Below are 18482 nucleotides of genomic sequence, written 5' to 3'. Positions count from 1 at the left end.
CACAGTCCCATAGCCTATATATACAGTCATTTCCGCCTTTTTGAATCTATATACCGCCATTTCTCCACTCGCTGGTAAATATATGTTAAAAATCGGAGGCCTCCCGGACAAGCCTTACTCCAGCCCTGCATAGAATGCCTCCCCCTTTTCAATGGAAAGAATTTATTCCGTCAATATCACAGGGCCTTCCCATGTAATAGCAATAGTATGCTCATATTGCACGCCAACTGATCCATCCGCACTGGAAATGGTCCAGCCGTCATCCTCCCAGAACACGGCACCTGAACGGCCTAAAGTAAACACTGGTTCAATGGTGATGACCATTCCTTCCTTTAACTTAAGCCCTCGCCCGGGAACCCCATAGTTCGGGACATCAGGCGGCTCATGCAAGGCACGACCAATACCATGGCCGACAAGCGGCTTTACAATTCCATAACCTTCTCTCTTCGCAACCTGCTCTATTGCATAACCTACATCACCCAGAGTTGCGCCTAGCTGAGCGGCCTCAATCCCTTTGAATAACGCCTCGTGCGTATGTTCCATCAGGTTCCTCACATCTGCGGACACCTGATCTATCGCATATGTCCAGCCAGAGTCAGCGAGCCAGCCATCCTTGTTAACCACCATATCGATGGTGACCACATCCCCAGCTTCAAGCGGACGCTGATTAGGAAATCCATGGCATACTACCTCATTTACCGATGCGCAAGTCGCATACGGGAACCCTTTGTAGCCCTTTTGCTCCGGGTAGGCCCCGTTCTTCTCCAGGAACCTCTCGACTAAGGCATCAATCTCATATGTTGTAATTCCCGGTTTCATCACCTTTGCAATCTCGCGGTGACACGCAGCCAAGATACGTCCCGACTCACGGATACGCTTGATATCCTCCTTGCTTCTAAGCGGTGTCCTCACATCTGCCCACTCCCTTATATCCTTAACGGATCGATTGCTACAATATATGTTGGGAGGGAGACAAAATCACCTTCGCAGAACCGACTTTTATAGCAAGGCAAGAAGCTTGTTGTAGAACTGGACTTCCAGACACGCAAAAAAACCGCCTTTGGGAACTTTGTCCCAAAAGCGGTTTATCCATAAACGCTGTATGATTCACATCATTGGTTATTAACAAGGTGAACATGCGTGCTTAAGATATTTCTATGGATCAGGTGCTGTTACAGGTTACGAAACGGAGGAATTCAGCTTGCCAAGTTCATGCTCAACAACAAGAGTAAGCTCTTCTTCATAGCCTCCCATAATATGATACTTCCGGACATACTCCTTTACAAATTTTTTCGGATCTTTAGGCCGGAAAATTCGTGTCATTTCCCGCAGACTTTCCTTAACCTCATTGTGACCTTTCGTTGCCATGATGGATCCCTCCTAAAACGTATGGAATATAATACTCCGTTTAAAGAGAATGCCGAAAAGATCTACCTTATTAAGTTGAAGCCATATTGCAGTTCTATTGGTGATGATTAGGTTGATATTCAGCAACTTACCAATGCACCTGACACTATACATACCCTAACAGCATGCAACTGAATCATTATTATATTATATCATATTGATCTATTTGTTTCATCTTTCCCAAAAATTGTTTTAATACCCTGCTTAGGTTTACTTTATCTGCGAACTCTAATATTGGTTAAGATACTGTTAAACGGCTATACCTGAGGCTGAAACAACTGGGTCAGCCAATGAATAATGCTCCAAGAGTATGAGATCCAAGGAGGCTTTATATCATGGTGAATTCACAGTCTATCCTGCATTCCCCTGTCACATTAAATTCCCCCATACCGCTGGCAAGCCCTGAGGATACAGGACTACGGCGTGAAGCTCTGGATCAGATCGACTTGATTATCCAGAAGCGATATCCGAAAATGCGCAGTTTTCTTCTACTTCACGCCGGTAAACTAATATATGAACGTTATTACGGAGGTTACAGCGTCTCTTCACTTCATGATCTAAGATCGGCGACCAAGAGCTTTACATCCGTACTATGCGGTATTGCCCACTCACGCGGTGAACTGCCTGAGCTGAATTCCTCTGTGACGGATATTCTCAAGGGATATATTCCCCTGAGCGCTCATCCCCTATTAAGCAAGGTTACCTTGTACCATCTGTTGACCATGACTTCCGGATTCGCTTGGCAAACTGGTAAGAAGCTTGGGGAACCACTGATTCACCGCTTTCATCGCAACCAAAAATGGACGCGCTTCGCACTCTCTCTCCCCGTCATCGAACAGGATATGGGGAATTTTCAATATCGCAGCATTGATTCTCATCTGCTATCCGTGGCACTTAGCGAGTCCACTGGCTTGGACGCCTATGCTTATGCCAGGAAGCATTTGTTCGAGCCGCTCGGTATCCATCATGCTGCCTGGACACCGAGTCCGGAAGGGCACAGCATGGGGCATATTGGTCTTCACCTCACCTCCCGGGATATGGCCAAATTTGGTCTATGCTGTCTGAATGGAGGCGTGTGGCAAGGGACATCGCTTATTCCGGAAGCTTGGCTTAAACAATCGCTGACGCCGCAAGTCCAAGGATATCCCGCCTTTGGCGATTATGGATTCCAGTGGTGGACCGGCATTCACAGCGGCACTCCTTATGCGCTCGCTCACGGTCATGGTGGACAGCAGATCTACCTTTTCCCCGAGTTGGATATGGTCGCCGTATTTACGGCGGACAGCAAGGTAAGCCGTTGGAAGAACCCGAGGATTCTGCTGGAGCGCTATATTCTCAATGATCCACCCCAATCATCCAAATCAGCAGCAGCTTCACCAATACAAGACTGACAGGCCTTGGACTTGCCTTCGGTATCCGATAATTCCGGATTTCGGGTAAAGCTTATCCATCTGGATACCATGTAAATTTCAGTTGGATAGTACCTCCTCTTTCTGGTTACTTTATGCGATATGAATCATTTTCTAAAACCAATTTGAGAGGAGCATGCGAGCATGGCCGGAAAAGATAAAGATCTTCATCCCATTTCCAGAGAAGTGGTTGAAGTTGATGGAACCTATACGAATGAATGGGGTCGTGAAGAATATTTGAAGCGGGGCGAGGATTTCCCGTTTGACCCGCAAAAGGGCTCAACCGAGTGGCGGCTGGCTGAGTATGATTTTGAGAACCATCATTCAGGCAGAACAGACGAACGTCTGGTACCGAAGGAGAAAGGCCCTGATAAACAAGTAAATGCCGAATCTCCGCTTCGTCATGACGTGCATGTAGATTAGGCCCCCCGTTTATGGGCAGTGAAGAGATGATTCAATAGTCCTGCTTATATAAAGGGTGAAATAATATGCCAAAACTGAAGCGACTTCTACCGCTGCTGATCCTCATATCTATCGGAGTCATCATCTGGGTGGCAGCTTATATTGTGGAGCCGGAGTACGCCTATATACCGCCCGAACATAAACTGGAGAATACGAAGCATACGAAAGTCCGAGAAGCGCCTTTCATCCGAAAATATGATGTCTGGGGCAAGACCCTTACGGTTCCCGGAGCCGCGCTTCAGGATCAACATCCGAAATTAGCTGCTGCTAATGGCGCAGTTGAAGTGACTAAAGAGCTGCTTGCCCTAGGACGACGCACACTCTATGAGGAGAGCTTTGGCAACGAGGTATTCCTTACCGATATTTTGGGAATTGTCGACGGGCCGATGAAGCTGAAAAATGTAGTAAAGGCAATTGCTGAGTTAAAGGGAGAAGCAACGACCAATCTGCGTGTAGAGCTTGACCAAGATGTGACGGTCGGCGGCCTATCCTTCCGCAAGGGGGATAAAATCGATACCGGCTTTGATGTTGCAAAAGGAGCCTATGTCCCCATTGGCCTGACGGTTAAGTATGCTCAAGGCAAAACGCGTATCGGCATCAGCTGCATGGCCTGTCATGCCACCGTGAACCGTGAGACGGGAAAGGTCGTGGAAGGCGCGCCCAATTCCGATCTGAACATGGGTTTAATGCTGGCACTGGCGCCGAACAGCGCAGCATATTTCACACATACAGACGTTACGAGCCTGGTCGATTATATCAAGAACGAGAAACGTACCGTGATGAATTCCAAGGGCGAGGCCGAGGCGCTTCCTGATCCCGCGCTGCTGGAGAAGGCCGTTGACGACAATCTGGTCAAATGGGCGCCGGGTAATTTTGATACTACCGTTGACCTTGTCAGCGATGTATCCCAAATCCCCGATATGTTTACGAAAGGCGGTCACCCTTACAGCTGGAGCGGCTTCGCCCTCGCAGGCCCCTTCAAGGGCCTCAGCACGTTTAGCAACAACGTGCACGCTCAGAACACGGATACACTGAGCCAAACTGAGGTTAGTGATCGTTTATGGGGAATAGACAAAGAAATCTACGTGGGAACGATTCTGCAAAATGCTGCCAGCCATAAGTTTCGCTACAATCCGAGCAGTGGACTTAAACCAACGGATTTCTTCAACCAGCTGGACCCGAATCCCGGTACTCCCGGCGTTAACGAGGTTATTAAAATCCCGAATTATCCGAAGGTTTCGGCCATTGCACCGAATGGACTGTACATCAGCTCGCCTGGATTTAAAGCTGGCGAACAAGTGAACGCGATGTCGGCCTATCAGAATACCGTGCGTCCGCCTGAAACCGATGCTGCGGAAACCTCCGATCCGAAGACCATTAAACTCGGAGCAGCCGTGTTCAAAAAAGCCCAGTGTATTACATGTCATGCAGGTGATTTCTTTACAAACAATCGCATTATGCGGGTTGCGGAAATTGGCACCGAACCGGCAAGAGCTGCAGCCTTCAGCAGGACGGAGAACGCTTTTGGCAAAACTGAATTCTACCCGCCTGATACCCCCGTCCCCCTGCCGCCAGATGCGAAGGCGGTCGAAGTCCCGTTGGATGATATCGATCCGGATCAGATCACGCTAGGCTTCGGTCATAAACAATCAGGGGGCGGTTATAAAGTCAAAGGGCTGACTGGTCTTCGCTGGTCTGCGCCCTATTTGCACGACGGCGGGGTCGCTGTTGGACCAAAGCTCTCCCAGATCGGTGTAACCGAAACGCTGATGAAAGGAATACAGCCAGATCCCTACAACAGTCTCAAAGCTATGATCGACCGTAAGCTTAGATCACAAGTTATCGAGGCGAACCGCAAGGATGCCCGGCTTCGAGACACACATGTGACGGGTCAGGGACATGCACATTGGGTGGACGAGGGCAGCGGCTTTACGCAAGAGCAGCAGGATGCTCTCGTGAAGTACTTGCTCCAATTGAACATGAAATAAGTTTTCGGACTTCATCATACTTTGTCCAGCCGGATCATAAGGTAAGGTATAAGAGCTTGCCCTATCCAGAATGGTCCTAAGACAAGGAGTTGATGAAATGTCCCCTTTCAAATCGTCCACAGGACTTCCCGAGAATCTGGCCGCAACGCTGTGCTATCTGTTTCCCATGGTCGGAGGGATTCTGTTTCTTTCATTAGAAAAGAGAAGCCGTTACGTCATATTCCATGCTCTTCAATCTTTGCTGGCCTTCGGCATTCTTGCGGTTGCCCATCTGCTGTCGAGCGCTGTGCCCATTATCGGCCTTCTGGCCTCAGCCCTGCTAGCACTGGTCGGCGTGTTAATGTGGCTGGTGCTGATGGCCAATGCCATTCAGGGTAAATGGTTTAAGCTCCCCTGGATCGGCAATGTCGCGGAGAAACAAATGCAGCGAATCTAAAGCTGCGGCATATTGTAAAATGGCTTCCTCCAAAATCCAATGGAGGAAGCCATTTTTAAACAAACCTAGCTTTCCATCAAAAAGCAGCTGAAATCATCCAGCTGCTTTTTGATGCTTTTATTATGCTGCATGCCCCTCTGCCGTCTCTCCATGCTCGGTATGTGTCGGGCGCGTATATCTCAAACCGTTAAAGATCAAGTTCAGTACAATGGCTGTCAAGCTGCCCGCCACTATGCCATTATCGGCAAGAATGCGGATGCTGTCCGGCAAATTGGCGAAGAGATTGGGCACCGTCGTTACACCGAGACCCATACCGACAGAACAAGCGATGATGAACAGATTCTCATGGCGATTCAAGTCCACTTGATCCCCTAACATCCGAATACCCGATGATACAACCATCCCGAACAGAGCAACCATGGCTCCGCCAAGAACAGAGGGTGGTACAAGCTGAGTTAAGGCCGCGATCTTCGGAACAAACCCGATCAGGATTAACAAGCTGCCTGCTACAACGATAACATCCCGTGTCTTCACGCGGCTCATCTGAATCAATCCTACATTCTGTGAGTACGTAGTATAAGGGAATGAGTTGAAAATCCCTCCAACAACAATAGCAATACCTTCGGCACGGTAACCTCGGGACAGATCCTTGGAAGTAATGTCACGATCCACGATTTTGCCAAGTGCCATAAATACGCCCGTCGATTCCGCAACGCTGACGATCGCCACCAGTATCATCGTCACGATTGGCATGATCTTGAACTCCGGCGTCCCGAAGTAGAATGGCTGGGGAGCACGGAACCATCCAGCCTCGCGCAGCGGCGTCAAATCCAGACCGCCGAAGAATGCTGCTGCGACCGTACCAATGATCAGACCGAGTAGAACGGATATGGAGCGCCAGAAGCCTTTTGCGAAACGATTCATAATAATAATGAAAACCAGAACACCAAAACCCAGACTCAGGTTGAGTGCACTGCCGAACTCTTCTCCTGCACCTGCCCCGCCCCCGAGATCGGTCAATGCTACGGGTATCAGTGTCAATCCGATAATCGTAACGACAGAGCCGGTAACAACCGGCGGGAATACTTTAATCAGCTTACCGAATAGACCCGAGAACAGAACAACAAATAAACCGGAGGCGATAATCGCTCCATAAATGGCTGACATTCCGTGCTGCTGTCCAATAATAATCATCGGGCCTACGGCCTGGAACGCACATCCAAGCATGACAGGAAGACCGATACCGAAGTACTTGTTGCCAAATACCTGCAGCAAGGTAGCGACCCCGCAAGCAAGCAGGTCGATGGCAATGAGATAAGTCAGCTGTTCCGTAGTCAGGCCGAGTTGTCCGCCAACGATAAGCGGTACGATGATGGCCCCTGCATACATGGCCAATACATGCTGTAAACCAAGTGAAAAGGTTTTACCTGCGCTCCGACTTTTATCAAAAATCGGTTCTTGCACCGCCTGTTTCTGTTCGTCCATGGCTTCTTGATTCCTCCCGAGTATTGTTGTATTCCTCTCCTAAGCGAATGTCACTACGCCGTCATCAAGTGATGCAATGCGAACGAGTGATTCCACGCGATAGCCCGCTTCGGCCAGGAGCCGTCCTCCTGGCTGGAACGCTTTTTCGATGACGATACCGATGCCCACTACTTCGGCCCCCGCCTGCTCTACAATTCGGGCAAGACCGAATGCCGCTTCACCGTTAGCAAGGAAATCATCTACGATCAGCACTTTATCGCCCGGCTTGATAAACTTCTTCGCTACCGTAATTTCGTTCGTTTCCTGCTTCGTGAAGGAGTATACCTTCTCCACGAATATATCCTCACGGAGTGTCAGCGATTTCTGCTTCCGTGCAAAGATCAGAGGCACTTCCATCTCAAGCGCAGTCATAATACCAGGCGCGATGCCGGAGGATTCAATAGTCAATACACGAGTCACGTTCGATTCCTTGAACAACCGTGTAAATTCCTTTCCTACCTCTTTCATCAATACTGGATCCATCTGGTGGTTCAGAAACGAATCCACTTTCAGTACCTGTCCGCTTAATACAATACCTTCCTCTTTCACTTTGTTCTGCAGTAATTGCATGATGCTCCCCCTTAAGTTTTATGTCCTTGTTGCAAGGCAAAAAGCCCACTTTCTCCTTCCTCGTAAATCGCCGGGAAAGGATCAAGTGGGCATAAGCAACAAAAGCGCCGACAACCTTCAGTCATACGACCAGGCTTGTCCGCTGCTGCTATAACCCGTAGTCCAATCATTTCCGGTGATCGGGTAGAAACATGCAAGCCCATTCCTGCACCTATACGAGAAGATGTCTAGTAACCAAGATTTTAGAATACTCAATAATATCCGAATGAATGAAGTATACACATTCTCTATGAAAAAATAAAGTGAAAATTTACGGAAATAACAAACCAGTGGTCAATTTATTATAAAATTGTTCCAAATGTCACAATGGGGCAGGATGGTAGGTACAATCCAATTATCCATTCCAGGGGATCACCGATAGATACAGTTGGATTGGAACTCACGTTAACGAGCTGAATACGGAACTCTATAAACTCTAGCTTGAGCTTGCTACTACCGAATCAGGTCATGATGCCCATTTTATTCCAATAATATATATCCTAGCGGTCAACCCAGAAAAAAAGCCACCTCATGGGTGGCCTCATCCAACATTTTCATCTATTGAAATGTAACCTGTATCTGCACGATCTCGGAGCGGGAGCCCAGCCGAATCGGCGGTCCCCAGAATCCGTAGCCCGAGGACACAATAGAGTGCATCCGGCCTTTCTGCAAGTAACCCCAATCATTCTCGAATATGGCCTTCGTAATCAAGTGCGCCGGAAATATCTGCCCGCGGTGCGTATGTCCCGAAACGATCAGATCAACGCCCTGCTGCTGCGCTTCGTCCAGTGCATTCGGCTGATGATCGAGCAGAAAGACCGGCTTGGAAAAATCAGTGCCCTCCATGATCGTGGACAGATCGGCCCGGTTCCGATCTTGTTTATCCCGTCTTCCAACAAGCGTCAATCCCTCTACCGTCGTTTTCTCATCATACAGCACGGTCATGCCGCTGTCCTCAAGAGCCGCGATCAGTTCAGTGATCTCGCCTTTGAATCGGTCATGATTGCCAAGTGAAGCATATACGCCATAGGGTGCCTGAATATCGGTCAAAATCCGATCAATCCCCTGTCTTAAATAAGCATCCAGATCATCATCAATAATATCGCCTGGAAACAGCACCAGATCAGGGTTCAACCTGTTGATCTCCTTCACCATACGCTTAGCATGCGCCTTGCCTGACAGGACGCCGAAATGCATATCAGACGCCATGACGATATTGAGCTTCTCCATATTACCGGCATCCTTGTCTACCTGAATATCGTAAGCCCGAACGTTTGGACTATAAGCGTTATAAGTGCCAAACCCGATCACAAGCACCATCAGCACCAGTACAACAGATACCGCCGTCTTCTTCAGCCCATCACTTCGCAATGCCGTCATGCTCAGCAGCCATAACACGATATGCATCAATGGGAGTAGAATGATCAGCACATAGAAAATTGCCATCCAATACGAGCCTATGATATGCAGCACGGTCAGATTACCGAAAAACCGTCCTGATATGAACGATGTCGATACCACGGCCAATACGACTATGTATACCCATTTAAGGGCTGTGGACGGCCCCGGTCCCCACCAGCTCCATACACTTCGGCCAATATAATAAACAAGCAAACCATAAATCAAAAGTGCCACGATTCCTGCAATAATAAACATCGCCATCCCCTTCCGTTGATCCATTATAGCAAGCGGATTTTGCAAATCCCAGCAATTATCGGAAGGGGGCGCTCTTAAATCATCCTTGTTTGGGATCTTTGGCGATCTTGTCGAGCTGTTACAGACCCGTGCGCTGTTTAGGCAGCAGCTCATTCAGCAGCGATTTAAGATTACGGTCCTCCGTATAACGCTCCTGCCCCATATCCAATTCATTCACGCGTATATAAGTATAGCTTTCTCCCGGATTCTTTGGTTTAAAGAGCAGCTCATCATTCGGGTCAGGAATAATCTTGTATTCCATATCATGAAACATATCAAGCAGCTGCTGGCCTGTGGGACTCTTCCCCTTGTCAACAAAAATCAATCCCCGAAGCTTCTTAGGACCTTCCTTATGACCGACCGTAAAATGAACGATGCATTCCATGCTCACTCATCTCCTTCTCTTCGTTGTCATTAAGACCGCCGCATTCATGGACATCTGCCGTCTTAACCCTTCGTACCGACTTGAAGCCGATCCTTAGGCAAATAAACGCCAAGATATATCCCGGCGTTTCCATATTATATCATTATATAGGTGAATATAATGCCTGGCTGTGACAAAACTCACTTCTATGGGCGTCTTTCATACATAAAACCAGTCCTAAGCCGTATCCCGGTCGTCTTCTCCGTCTGCTTCAACATTGTCTGCATTTTGTGAAGGAGAATCCGCTTCCGCCTGAAACTCATCTTGATCCTCAGTGTCCGCTTCTGCATTAAGATACTGGCTCTGAATCAAGCCGAAGTGCTCTCCATAACGTTCCTCCAGCTGGTCCCCCATATCCTGTTCAAGCTGGAACAATACCATCTCTTGGGTAAAATGGTGCAGCAGCAGTTCTGCCAATACCGGATGCTCTGTAATGACCGCTCCTGTATCATATTCCCCGCCGCGCATCCCAAGTATGCACCATTGCCGATCGACTACGAAGGAGAACTTTCGGCCGCCTCCCCTACGCTCCGCAAGGCCGTTCCAGCCTGACCATGCCAGCGTTCTCGAAAGTCCCTGCTCCGGACCATCACATGCCCACAGCACTTTCACTCCTCTAGCCTCTGCTTCAGCCAGCGGCTCGCGCAGAAGTGTCGCCTCTTCACGCCAGACATCAACCACGATCTCCTGCTCTGCTCGCTTCAATTCCCGGACGAGTACATCAAGCACCGCCTGATCTCCCTCCATGCTAAGAAAAGCAGCTGACGTACCGCTGCCCCGCGGCAGGCTCTTCTCCACAAAAGCGAGAGACGCCTCCACGCGTCCGGATATCATCCGCGTCAGTTCCTCGGGTTTCAATGAACGATAGCGGACAGGCTCTCCTTCCATTCGTTCAAGTGCCCCCTGCCGCTCCAAACGCTGCATGGCTGCATAAACATTGGAGCGTGAAGCACCCAAACGTTTAGCCACCTCGTATCCACCCGCCGGTCCATACTCAGCTAAGTCCACCATAATCTTCGACTCGATCTCCGTAAATCCCAAATTGCGTAAATGATGCAGCAATTGTTCCATAATAATAGTCCCCCCACAGATGCTCGAACGCTTGCTCTCTCATTCATACTGTCTCTTAATCAGTGCACAAAGGCATGTTCGTCCGAATTTCTATAACTTAAATCTGTTCCGCTCCGCAGCGCGGACACCATTTCGAGCCTTTTGGCAAATCGACACTGCAAATTTGGCACTTTACCGTATCACGGGTTACTTCATCATCGCCGACATAATCCTGACTTTGGTTATTTTCCTGCCAAAAACGAATGCGGCGATCCAGCTCCAATTGTCTCTCCCGCTCTCGCTCGAGCTCTTCCCAACGACGAAGTTCTCTCTCCTGCTCTTCCTTCTCCATCCGCAGCTGTTCAGCATCAACGATGGGCTCAGACAGATCATCCTCCTCGTGCTGTCGTTCCGGCTCCGGCTCATATGGATCCGATTCAAATGAATCGGGTTCATACGAATCCGGATTTGAACGATAATCATAGCTCACCCGCTCATCCTGTTCTGGCAGTTCTTCTTCGGCCGCTGCATATTCATGTTGATCGAATATCCCCCTGCGCTCCTGCACTTTTGGCTCTTCTGAGGTTGTTTCTTCCGGATCAATCAGATTAGAAAGCTTGTTCCCGCAATAAGGACAGAAATTCGCATCCAGTGCAACGACCCGTCCGCATTCGCAGATACGCTCATTCTTGAGCACAGCAATACGATTTCGAATGGACTCAATTTGATCCTGCAATCCGTCACAGGTTTGGGCGAGCTCGACCATTTCTTTTTCCGCATCTCTCATGTCCTGCTGACGATAACCTTCGTAGAACGCTTTACCCATCTGCAGGTAATAAGAGTTCTTCTGCTGTTCTATTTCGGCAATCTGACTATTAAGTTTATTCACTTCCACCACGTGCTGAGCTTTTTCTGTTGCACGGTTAGCTCCATCTTTAAGTTTTTGTAAAATATTCATACAGGAATCCTCCTCTTTCTCATATCCGATTCACCGGGCGCTGCCGGCAGCTAGTTATATCTCTCATTAAGTTATAAACGATTTGTAGTAAGCCATAAACCGACTATACCTGTTTCTTTAGCCATTCAGGGCAAATTCATGGGCCGGTGGCATGAGCCTCTAATCAGTATACTGTCGCCATGGTGATTCTATCATACCAAATTCCTTATCCCATGGGAAAAAGGGAACCCCTTCCAATTACACTCCCTGATTCATCTGGCTCCCGAACGTGTATATGATTAGAAAAATGTACAATACCATGTCGGATCATGCCGGCCCTGCAAGCCGCGTCCTATTTAAGTGCAGCTTGCCGTTGCCGAAGTCTGGAGGGAATTTTACGATGACCAACCATAAAAAGACATATTATGTTTCAGTCAACCACAACCTGATCCAAGACGTACCCAATGATACGAATGAATATGTCGTATATATGGATGATGAAGAGGTCTCAAAGCTGAGAGGGCTGCTGTATGAGGTTAGCAGCAGTGATCGGTATGCGTTTAAACGCACCTTCGTTCCTTATAAATCAGCGGACCATGATGATGCCGCTGAAGAGTACGATGAGCGCACCATTAACCTCTACCGCTTTCTTCATGACCATGGGGATGAGCGCACCCGCAAAACCATAGAGGATATGAACATTATCAACAAGTTAAAAGATACCGGCTACGACGATCCGGGTTACGAAGACTCGCCTCTGAACAAATAACGCGAAAAGTCTGTCCATCCAATACGAATGAATCCCGGAGCGCCTGCTCCGGGATTCATTCGTATAACAAGAACATTACCCGGCCTAGTCTTGTACAGGTCCTGTTCTACTGTATAGATTCAAAAGCCGGGCTGCAAGGATAAAAAGTCCCGTTTATCCTACGACTATTTGCACAGCCTACAACTTAATATTAGCCTCATCAAAATACTCCTCCAGCGTTAACCCGCTGTCGGCAATGTCTGGGGCCAGATCCTTGCCTACATACCGGATATGCCACGGTTCGTAGATATAACCGGTAATATTCTCGGCTCCTTCAGGATAACGAATGACAAAACCAAAATCCGGTGCACGGCGAGCCAGCCACTGACCTTCCTCCGTCTGCCCGAACGTCTGCTCCAGCGCATTGCCAGCGCTTGGGCTGGAGACGTCAATCGTCAAGCCTGTCTGATGCTCGCTTGTCCCCGGTACAGCACTTACACGGTTTGCCTCGGCTTCCCCTTTAGTGCGAACATTATTCTCATATATCGACTTTTGACGGGCATATGAACGATATCCCGACACAGCGCGAAGCTCTATGCCCTCCGCTTTGGCTGCGTCAAACAATTCCTCGAGCGCATCTGCCGCTTCTTTTCGCAAATGTCGTTTTTCATGCGGCTCATCAAAAGAAAATGGAACATTCGGTTCTACCAGATCCTTCGGCTCATAACCATCCGGCAGGCTCCGCTGCTTATTCACAATGACCGTCATGGCCTCTGCATTGGTTACGACCTGCTTACCGCTGCTCTCCTGGATGGTGGCCTGAAGTGCGCTCTCGCTGCGCTTCGCCATAACCGGGTCTGCCTGCGGATCCTCCGGGCTGCCTTCAGGCAGTGTGTTTCCTTCCTGACCTTCGGCCGGGGACTGCAATTGCTGCCCCTCTGCCTTGCCGGATCCGGTATCATTCGACTGGCAACCTGCCAGAATAAGCCCTGTTAACAGCAGTGACGACAGCATTGCACTTGTAAATCGTGCTCCTCTTCTCGAAAATGCATTCATCTTTCGCTTCTTCCTTTCCCACGGTTTGTCCTGTTTCCATTGTACCTTATTCGCAAACGACAGGACAAACCGGGGTCTGGCGACTCATGACGAATATTCTTTGTTAAGGTCAGACATACGACAGCATACTCCATGATACGAGATAGATCTTTAGCGAATCAATTACAATGCTATGTCGCAGGCTAGCTAGAGCTTCAGGCTGCGGCGTTTCTGCTCGGCTTGCTTGGTCGCGCCGCGGGCAACCAAACCGAGCGCTTTCGAAACGCCGCGCACCCCAGGCAGCAAGCTTGTCCAGTCACCGGCTGGTCCAAGCTGATCTGCCGGAGGCGGCGGTGACAGCTGCACCGCCAGCTCGCCAAGCTGAGGGCCGGGCCGGTGCAGCCGGCCCTCAGCGGCCGCTTCGGCCACCCATTCGCCTGGAGAAGGGCCGGATGGCCCCTTCTCCTTCGCGCGGGTGGCCGACTCTGCGGCAGCGCCGCCTGCTGCCGGAGGAGCTGCTTTGGCCCAGGCGTCGAAGACGCTGGCCAGCAGCGCTTCCCGCGGCAGCCCTAGCAGCGTCAGCCGCTGGAGCGGCTCTGCCGCAAGCTGCCGGGCTGCCGCAGCCAGCAAGGCTGCAGCATGCCCGCAGGCCGCTTGACCGCAGGAGCAAGAGGCTTCGGCGGTCTCGCCCTCCAGGGACAATGGCGCCAGTTCATCCAGCCAGGCGGCATCTTGACCTGCAAGCAGTCGATATAACGCCAGCGGATCTTCCTCAAGATAAGCCAGCACCTTCTCGCGGTCTGCAGGGTTCAGCATCTTCACCTGAACGCTAACTTCATGAGGCTCAGATGATTCCTTGCCTCCATCCACTTTAACCTTTAACTGCCCAGGTATTATCGCAAGTCCGATCCCTTCTGCCCATCCCGCAGATTCCATGGCCCATCCCTCCTTACAATCCAATTCCAATCGCATTCCATATTCCAAGAGATTCCTTCGGAATCCTCTATCCACTATCCTCTATATAATCGCCGTGGTTACATCCAATCTTGTTCCTGCAGCTCAATCAGCTGGCGCAGCTCACCGTCTGACATTTCCGTCAGCCAGGTTTCACCCGCACCCACGACCTGCTCGGATAAGGCCTTCTTCTGTTCAATCAGTTCATCGATGCGTTCCTCCAGCGTACCTTGTGAGATCAGCTTGTGAACCTGAACATTGCGGTGCTGTCCAATGCGGAATACACGATCCGTCGCCTGATTCTCGACTGCCGGATTCCACCAGCGATCATAGTGGAGCACATGATTCGCGCGAGTCAAATTCAGCCCCACGCCTCCAGCCTTCAACGACAAGACAAAGAACTCCGTACCTTCGCCAGACTGAAAATTCCGTACCATTTCATCCCGCTCGCGCTTTGGCACTCCGCCATGAAGAAAATACGGCTGCTTCCCGTATTTCCGTTCAAGCATGCTTACCAACAGCTCTCCCATCCCTACATACTGTGTAAAGATGAGGGCGGATTCTTCGACATCAGCAATGCTGTCGAGAATTTCAAGCATGCGCTCCATCTTACCTGAAGAATCCGGACGTAATGGGCGTCCTTCATCACGCCTGAGCAGCTGCGGATGATCGCAGATCTGCTTCAGCTTGGTGAGGGAGGACAGCACAAGACCTTTACGGGCCATGCCTGTCTGGCTCTCGATCTGTCCCATCATTTCGTCAACAACCGCTTGATACATCGCACCCTGAACCTCGGACAGTGGACAATATGATTTCAATTCCAGCTTCTCAGGCAAATCCTTGCGAATATCCGGATCACTCTTCAGCCTGCGCAGCATGAATGGGGATACCAGTTTATGAAGCTCCCGGAGTCGCTCCTGCTGCCCCTCTCCCGGCGCATAGCGCTGACGGAAGGAATGAAAGGATCCGAGATATCCCGGATTGAGAAAATGGAATATCGACCATAGCTCTGCCAGACGGTTTTCCACCGGCGTTCCGGTCATGGCAATCCGGTGAGGCGCGGACAATTTCATGACGCTCTGTGCCTGCTTGGTCCGATAATTCTTAATATACTGTGCTTCATCAAGCACCACGCTCGACCAGTGGATGGCAGATAGATCGCCGCCATCTCTTCCCGCCAGATGATACGTAGTCAGCACGATATCATGTTCGGATGCCTCATGCAGGAAATCTTCTCCGCGCAGGCGGCGAACACCGTGATGCACGTGCAGCGTGAGATCAGGAGCGAATCGCTGAAGTTCACGCTGCCAGTTGCCCAGCAGGGATGTCGGACAAATAATTAGCACCGGACTGCCTTCAGAGCCATGGCGCTGTCGCTCGAGCAGAGTGGTGATGACCTGTACCGTTTTTCCAAGCCCCATATCATCGGCCAGGCATACGCCAAATCCCAGCTCACGCATCATGCTAAGCCACTGATAACCCCGCTCCTGATACGGACGCAGCTCTCCATGCAGCGTGGAAGGAATCGGACGGGACGGCAGCTTGCGCTCCTTCTCACCCTCAAGTAAGGAAGACAATAGTCCGGTTGTCTCCACTTCTTCGATGAAGAGGCCCTTCCACATCCGTTCCCCGTCCATTTCGGCGCTAAGATGCATCCACTCGGCAAGCTCCATTTCGCCCTTCTCATGGCGCTTCATAAAGCGCAGCACCTGGTTGATCTCTTTGAGATCCACCTCCACCCATTCTCCCCGGAACTGGACGTAAGGCAGATTCTGCTCAGCCAAATACTTCAGCTCTTCACGCGACAAAGTTTGACCGCCCATCGCAGCGGATATTTGAAAATTGACCAGATGCTCCATTCCTAGCACAGGTAAAGGATGTGATTCACCAGGCGATCTTGCATCCTGCATCATTTTGAGAGATAAGCCGACACGGCGACGCCCTTCCTTGCTCCAGCGGGACGGCATTTGAACCGCAATACCGTTTGCCGTTAATTTCGGTACCGATTCCTTCATAAATGTTGATAAGCGCTCAAGCGTGAGGGTTACGCCCTCGGGAGCGGGTCCGTGCAATCCTTCAGCCAGCTCTGGCGCCAACGCCGCCGCTTCTCCCAGATTCATTAACAGCTGCAGCTGGACCCCAGAATACATCCTTCCGCGGATCATCTGATCAGAAACGGGATTACCCCATATGCTCCGCGCGGACATCAATAACCCTTCATCCTCCTGGCTTCTCACCCAGAAAGACACCTTCCAGTCTGTCCGGTTGTCTTCCAGCGGCGGTTCCAGCCGTAGACCAAGACCAAGCGTTCCTTCGCCCGGGGGATGGTCCTCCATGCTGATATAAGGAAACTCAGTCCCGCCGACTCGTTCCACTGCTTCCTCCAGTTCGCCGACTTCCTCTGTCGTCCCTTGCACAGGGATATCCCGACTGGCCGTCAGTAAACTATTCCACCACAGCTCGGCCAATGGGGATTGTCCTCGTCGGTAATTCGCCAAGTACGCCTGCAGTTTATTCTCCGATTCCCTGACAACCTCCCGGGCCTGGCTGTCGATGACCGCGCACAAGAAGGAATACAGCACAATAGCCCCGGCTTCTTCACGGGTAGCAGGATCACTTCCAGCCAGAGCTGCCGGCGTTCCAATCGCGATCGGTGGAATGTTCGCTGCAAGCTGCAAGAAACGAGCTGTATCCTCGGCAGACAGCTGCGGTTTCCATACCGCCTTTATGGTCTGCATCGTAGTCCGGCGCCTTCCGACGGAGGGCACCTCCGCCGTCCCCGGCGCAAACTTTCCTTGCAAGAGCAGCTCCAAGGCAAATCTGCTCGCTTGTACCCAATATTCTATTTCTTCACCGACTGCCAGTCCTTGTGACCGGTAATACTCGGCATCCATTGAAATCAGCCATTGAAACGCATCCCCCGGTGCAAGCGCAAGCCCTTCCATCGTCCGGCCGCCGAGCGTCTTCCGTTCCGGCCGTCGTTTGCTCGTGGAACCTAGAGTTTTGGCCGGATATCTGAGTTCAGCTAGCCGGAGGGAAGCATTCGTGAAGGGACGGGTTCCATCCGGCATACGAAAGGTACGGACTACGCGGCTCCATGCGTCCACTTTGGGCTCTGAAACTTCACCGGAAAAACAAAAGAATACGTCTCCTAACCATACACCATAGAGCGGTTGATTCATCGTTGTCTCCCGTCTTTTACTGCTTTATAGATAATATTATTATCTTATACGATCACTTCATAATTTCAAAACCACACCAGGAGTTTTCTCACTCCATACCAAAAATAACGTCACTCTCTATCATACCATGTATTTACGGTAGTGATGTGATCTATGTATTCCAAGACTTTTCTATATCCATAGGTTAGTAATAACCCCTTAATCTTATGCAAAATTCTGTCACTCCCCTTGTTAAAAAGAGGAATATACAGGCAATTTTATGCGACCCTTTCCGCGATCCCCCGTATGTAGAGGATATACAATTATTGCTTCGGGAGGTTTTATTGATATGAGCGTTGTGGGTTTTGGTTTGTTCGGAATCATTGGTTTATTGCTGGGCTTGTTCTTCTTTTTCCTTCACATTGCTGTCTGCGTATGGGGATTCAATGATGCCCGGCGAAAAGGGCGGAGTCCCGAATTTTCAATTCTGGTTGTTTTGGGTCTGTTGTTCTTCCCTGTCGTAGGGTTGATTGTTTATCTGCTGGTTCGAAATTACGATTAGTGATAAATCGAGTAGGAGGCTGCTCATTAATTGAGTAGCCGACCTCTCACACCACCGTACGTACCGTTCGGTATACGGCGG

17 protein-coding genes and 1 riboswitch are annotated in these 18482 nt (G+C 50.1%); of the genes, 6 read left to right on the top strand and 11 right to left on the bottom strand.

Annotated features, from left to right (window positions below; all coding sequences use genetic code 11):
* Positions 1-162: 162 nt before the first annotated feature.
* Positions 163-912, bottom strand: a complete 750-nt coding sequence (gene map, locus AM231_RS23510; protein WP_054404748.1) for a type I methionyl aminopeptidase — start codon at positions 910-912, stop codon at positions 163-165.
* A gap of 267 nt (positions 913-1179) precedes the next feature.
* The gene (locus AM231_RS23505; protein ID WP_006208082.1) at positions 1180-1368 is read right to left on the bottom strand and encodes a hypothetical protein; all 189 of its coding nucleotides are present in this window, start codon (positions 1366-1368) and stop codon (positions 1180-1182) included.
* 374 nt (positions 1369-1742) lie between these two features.
* On the opposite strand from AM231_RS23505, the gene AM231_RS23500 reads away from it, so the two are divergent.
* The 4 genes from AM231_RS23500 (at position 1743) to AM231_RS23485 (ending at position 5702) form a co-directional block, all read left to right on the top strand.
* Positions 1743-2798 carry a serine hydrolase domain-containing protein gene (locus AM231_RS23500; RefSeq protein WP_054404747.1) on the top strand — a complete coding sequence of 352 codons (1056 nt, stop codon included), beginning with the start codon at positions 1743-1745 and terminating at the stop codon, positions 2796-2798.
* A 162-nt stretch (positions 2799-2960) separates the two neighbouring features.
* On the top strand, positions 2961-3239 hold the full coding sequence (locus AM231_RS23495; protein ID WP_053490081.1) for a hypothetical protein: 279 nt from the start codon (positions 2961-2963) through the stop codon (positions 3237-3239).
* A gap of 65 nt (positions 3240-3304) precedes the next feature.
* Positions 3305-5266 carry a hypothetical protein gene (locus AM231_RS23490; protein WP_054404746.1) on the top strand — a complete coding sequence of 654 codons (1962 nt, stop codon included), beginning with the start codon at positions 3305-3307 and terminating at the stop codon, positions 5264-5266.
* A 97-nt stretch (positions 5267-5363) separates the two neighbouring features.
* The gene (locus AM231_RS23485) at positions 5364-5702 is read left to right on the top strand and encodes a DUF4870 domain-containing protein (RefSeq protein WP_053490083.1); all 339 of its coding nucleotides are present in this window, start codon (positions 5364-5366) and stop codon (positions 5700-5702) included.
* Between the two features lie 120 nt (positions 5703-5822).
* On the opposite strand, the gene AM231_RS23480 is transcribed toward AM231_RS23485, so the two are convergent.
* From AM231_RS23480 to AM231_RS23455, 6 genes are all read right to left on the bottom strand, one after another.
* Complete coding sequence (locus AM231_RS23480) at positions 5823-7187, bottom strand: nucleobase:cation symporter-2 family protein (protein WP_054404745.1); 1365 nt, start codon at positions 7185-7187, stop codon at positions 5823-5825.
* A gap of 39 nt (positions 7188-7226) precedes the next feature.
* Entirely contained in the window at positions 7227-7796 is a 570-nt protein-coding gene (locus AM231_RS23475; protein ID WP_053490085.1) for a xanthine phosphoribosyltransferase, read from the bottom strand.
* A gap of 138 nt (positions 7797-7934) precedes the next feature.
* Positions 7935-8035: riboswitch (purine riboswitch) on the bottom strand.
* A 358-nt stretch (positions 8036-8393) separates the two neighbouring features.
* Positions 8394-9491, bottom strand: coding sequence for a metallophosphoesterase (locus tag AM231_RS23470; protein ID WP_207383682.1), 1098 nt, complete (start codon positions 9489-9491; stop codon positions 8394-8396).
* Positions 9492-9609: 118 nt separating this feature from the next.
* Positions 9610-9915, bottom strand: coding sequence for a hypothetical protein (locus AM231_RS23465; protein WP_054404743.1), 306 nt, complete (start codon positions 9913-9915; stop codon positions 9610-9612).
* A gap of 216 nt (positions 9916-10131) precedes the next feature.
* Positions 10132-11025 (bottom strand): TrmB family transcriptional regulator, encoded by an 894-nt coding sequence (locus tag AM231_RS23460; RefSeq protein ID WP_054404742.1) that lies wholly within the window; start codon positions 11023-11025, stop codon positions 10132-10134.
* A 97-nt stretch (positions 11026-11122) separates the two neighbouring features.
* Positions 11123-11962, bottom strand: coding sequence for a zinc ribbon domain-containing protein (locus AM231_RS23455; RefSeq protein ID WP_054404741.1), 840 nt, complete (start codon positions 11960-11962; stop codon positions 11123-11125).
* 379 nt (positions 11963-12341) lie between these two features.
* On the opposite strand from AM231_RS23455, the gene AM231_RS23450 reads away from it, so the two are divergent.
* Positions 12342-12710 carry a hypothetical protein gene (locus AM231_RS23450; RefSeq protein WP_053490090.1) on the top strand — a complete coding sequence of 123 codons (369 nt, stop codon included), beginning with the start codon at positions 12342-12344 and terminating at the stop codon, positions 12708-12710.
* Positions 12711-12887: 177 nt separating this feature from the next.
* On the opposite strand, the gene AM231_RS23445 is transcribed toward AM231_RS23450, so the two are convergent.
* From AM231_RS23445 to AM231_RS23435, 3 genes are all read right to left on the bottom strand, one after another.
* Positions 12888-13745 (bottom strand): M15 family metallopeptidase, encoded by an 858-nt coding sequence (locus AM231_RS23445; RefSeq protein ID WP_053490091.1) that lies wholly within the window; start codon positions 13743-13745, stop codon positions 12888-12890.
* A gap of 186 nt (positions 13746-13931) precedes the next feature.
* Complete coding sequence (locus AM231_RS23440) at positions 13932-14660, bottom strand: hypothetical protein (RefSeq protein WP_054404740.1); 729 nt, start codon at positions 14658-14660, stop codon at positions 13932-13934.
* 98 nt (positions 14661-14758) lie between these two features.
* A complete protein-coding gene (locus tag AM231_RS23435; RefSeq protein WP_054404739.1) occupies positions 14759-17860 on the bottom strand; it encodes a DEAD/DEAH box helicase in 3102 nt (1033 codons plus the stop codon).
* Positions 17861-18188: 328 nt separating this feature from the next.
* Between AM231_RS23435 and AM231_RS23430 the strand changes: the two genes are divergently transcribed.
* Complete coding sequence (locus AM231_RS23430; RefSeq protein WP_053490094.1) at positions 18189-18401, top strand: PLDc N-terminal domain-containing protein; 213 nt, start codon at positions 18189-18191, stop codon at positions 18399-18401.
* Positions 18402-18482: the final 81 nt, after the last annotated feature.

Source organism: Paenibacillus solani (genome assembly GCF_001277345.1).
Lineage (GTDB): Bacteria > Bacillota > Bacilli > Paenibacillales > Paenibacillaceae > Paenibacillus_AQ > Paenibacillus_AQ solani.
The sequence above is the reverse complement of the archived record's forward strand: the minus strand, read 5'-3'. Positions and strand labels throughout refer to the sequence as shown.

Excerpts from the sequence above, each read along its gene's own strand:
- AM231_RS23505 (WP_006208082.1), bottom strand. The coding sequence starts at position 1,368 with ATGGCAACGAAAGGTCACAATGAGGTTAAGGAAAGTCTGCGGGAAATG.
- AM231_RS23500 (WP_054404747.1), top strand. The coding sequence starts at position 1,743 with ATGGTGAATTCACAGTCTATCCTGCATTCCCCTGTCACATTAAATTCC.
- AM231_RS23495 (WP_053490081.1), top strand. The coding sequence starts at position 2,961 with ATGGCCGGAAAAGATAAAGATCTTCATCCCATTTCCAGAGAAGTGGTT.
- AM231_RS23490 (WP_054404746.1), top strand. The coding sequence starts at position 3,305 with ATGCCAAAACTGAAGCGACTTCTACCGCTGCTGATCCTCATATCTATC.
- AM231_RS23485 (WP_053490083.1), top strand. The coding sequence starts at position 5,364 with ATGTCCCCTTTCAAATCGTCCACAGGACTTCCCGAGAATCTGGCCGCA.
- AM231_RS23480 (WP_054404745.1), bottom strand. The coding sequence starts at position 7,187 with ATGGACGAACAGAAACAGGCGGTGCAAGAACCGATTTTTGATAAAAGT.
- AM231_RS23475 (WP_053490085.1), bottom strand. The coding sequence starts at position 7,796 with ATGCAATTACTGCAGAACAAAGTGAAAGAGGAAGGTATTGTATTAAGC.
- AM231_RS23470 (WP_207383682.1), bottom strand. The coding sequence starts at position 9,491 with ATGTTTATTATTGCAGGAATCGTGGCACTTTTGATTTATGGTTTGCTT.
- AM231_RS23465 (WP_054404743.1), bottom strand. The coding sequence starts at position 9,915 with ATGGAATGCATCGTTCATTTTACGGTCGGTCATAAGGAAGGTCCTAAG.
- AM231_RS23460 (WP_054404742.1), bottom strand. The coding sequence starts at position 11,025 with ATGGAACAATTGCTGCATCATTTACGCAATTTGGGATTTACGGAGATC.
- AM231_RS23455 (WP_054404741.1), bottom strand. The coding sequence starts at position 11,962 with ATGAATATTTTACAAAAACTTAAAGATGGAGCTAACCGTGCAACAGAA.
- AM231_RS23450 (WP_053490090.1), top strand. The coding sequence starts at position 12,342 with ATGACCAACCATAAAAAGACATATTATGTTTCAGTCAACCACAACCTG.
- AM231_RS23445 (WP_053490091.1), bottom strand. The coding sequence starts at position 13,745 with ATGAATGCATTTTCGAGAAGAGGAGCACGATTTACAAGTGCAATGCTG.
- AM231_RS23440 (WP_054404740.1), bottom strand. The coding sequence starts at position 14,660 with ATGGAATCTGCGGGATGGGCAGAAGGGATCGGACTTGCGATAATACCT.
- AM231_RS23435 (WP_054404739.1), bottom strand. The coding sequence starts at position 17,860 with ATGAATCAACCGCTCTATGGTGTATGGTTAGGAGACGTATTCTTTTGT.
- AM231_RS23430 (WP_053490094.1), top strand. The coding sequence starts at position 18,189 with ATGAGCGTTGTGGGTTTTGGTTTGTTCGGAATCATTGGTTTATTGCTG.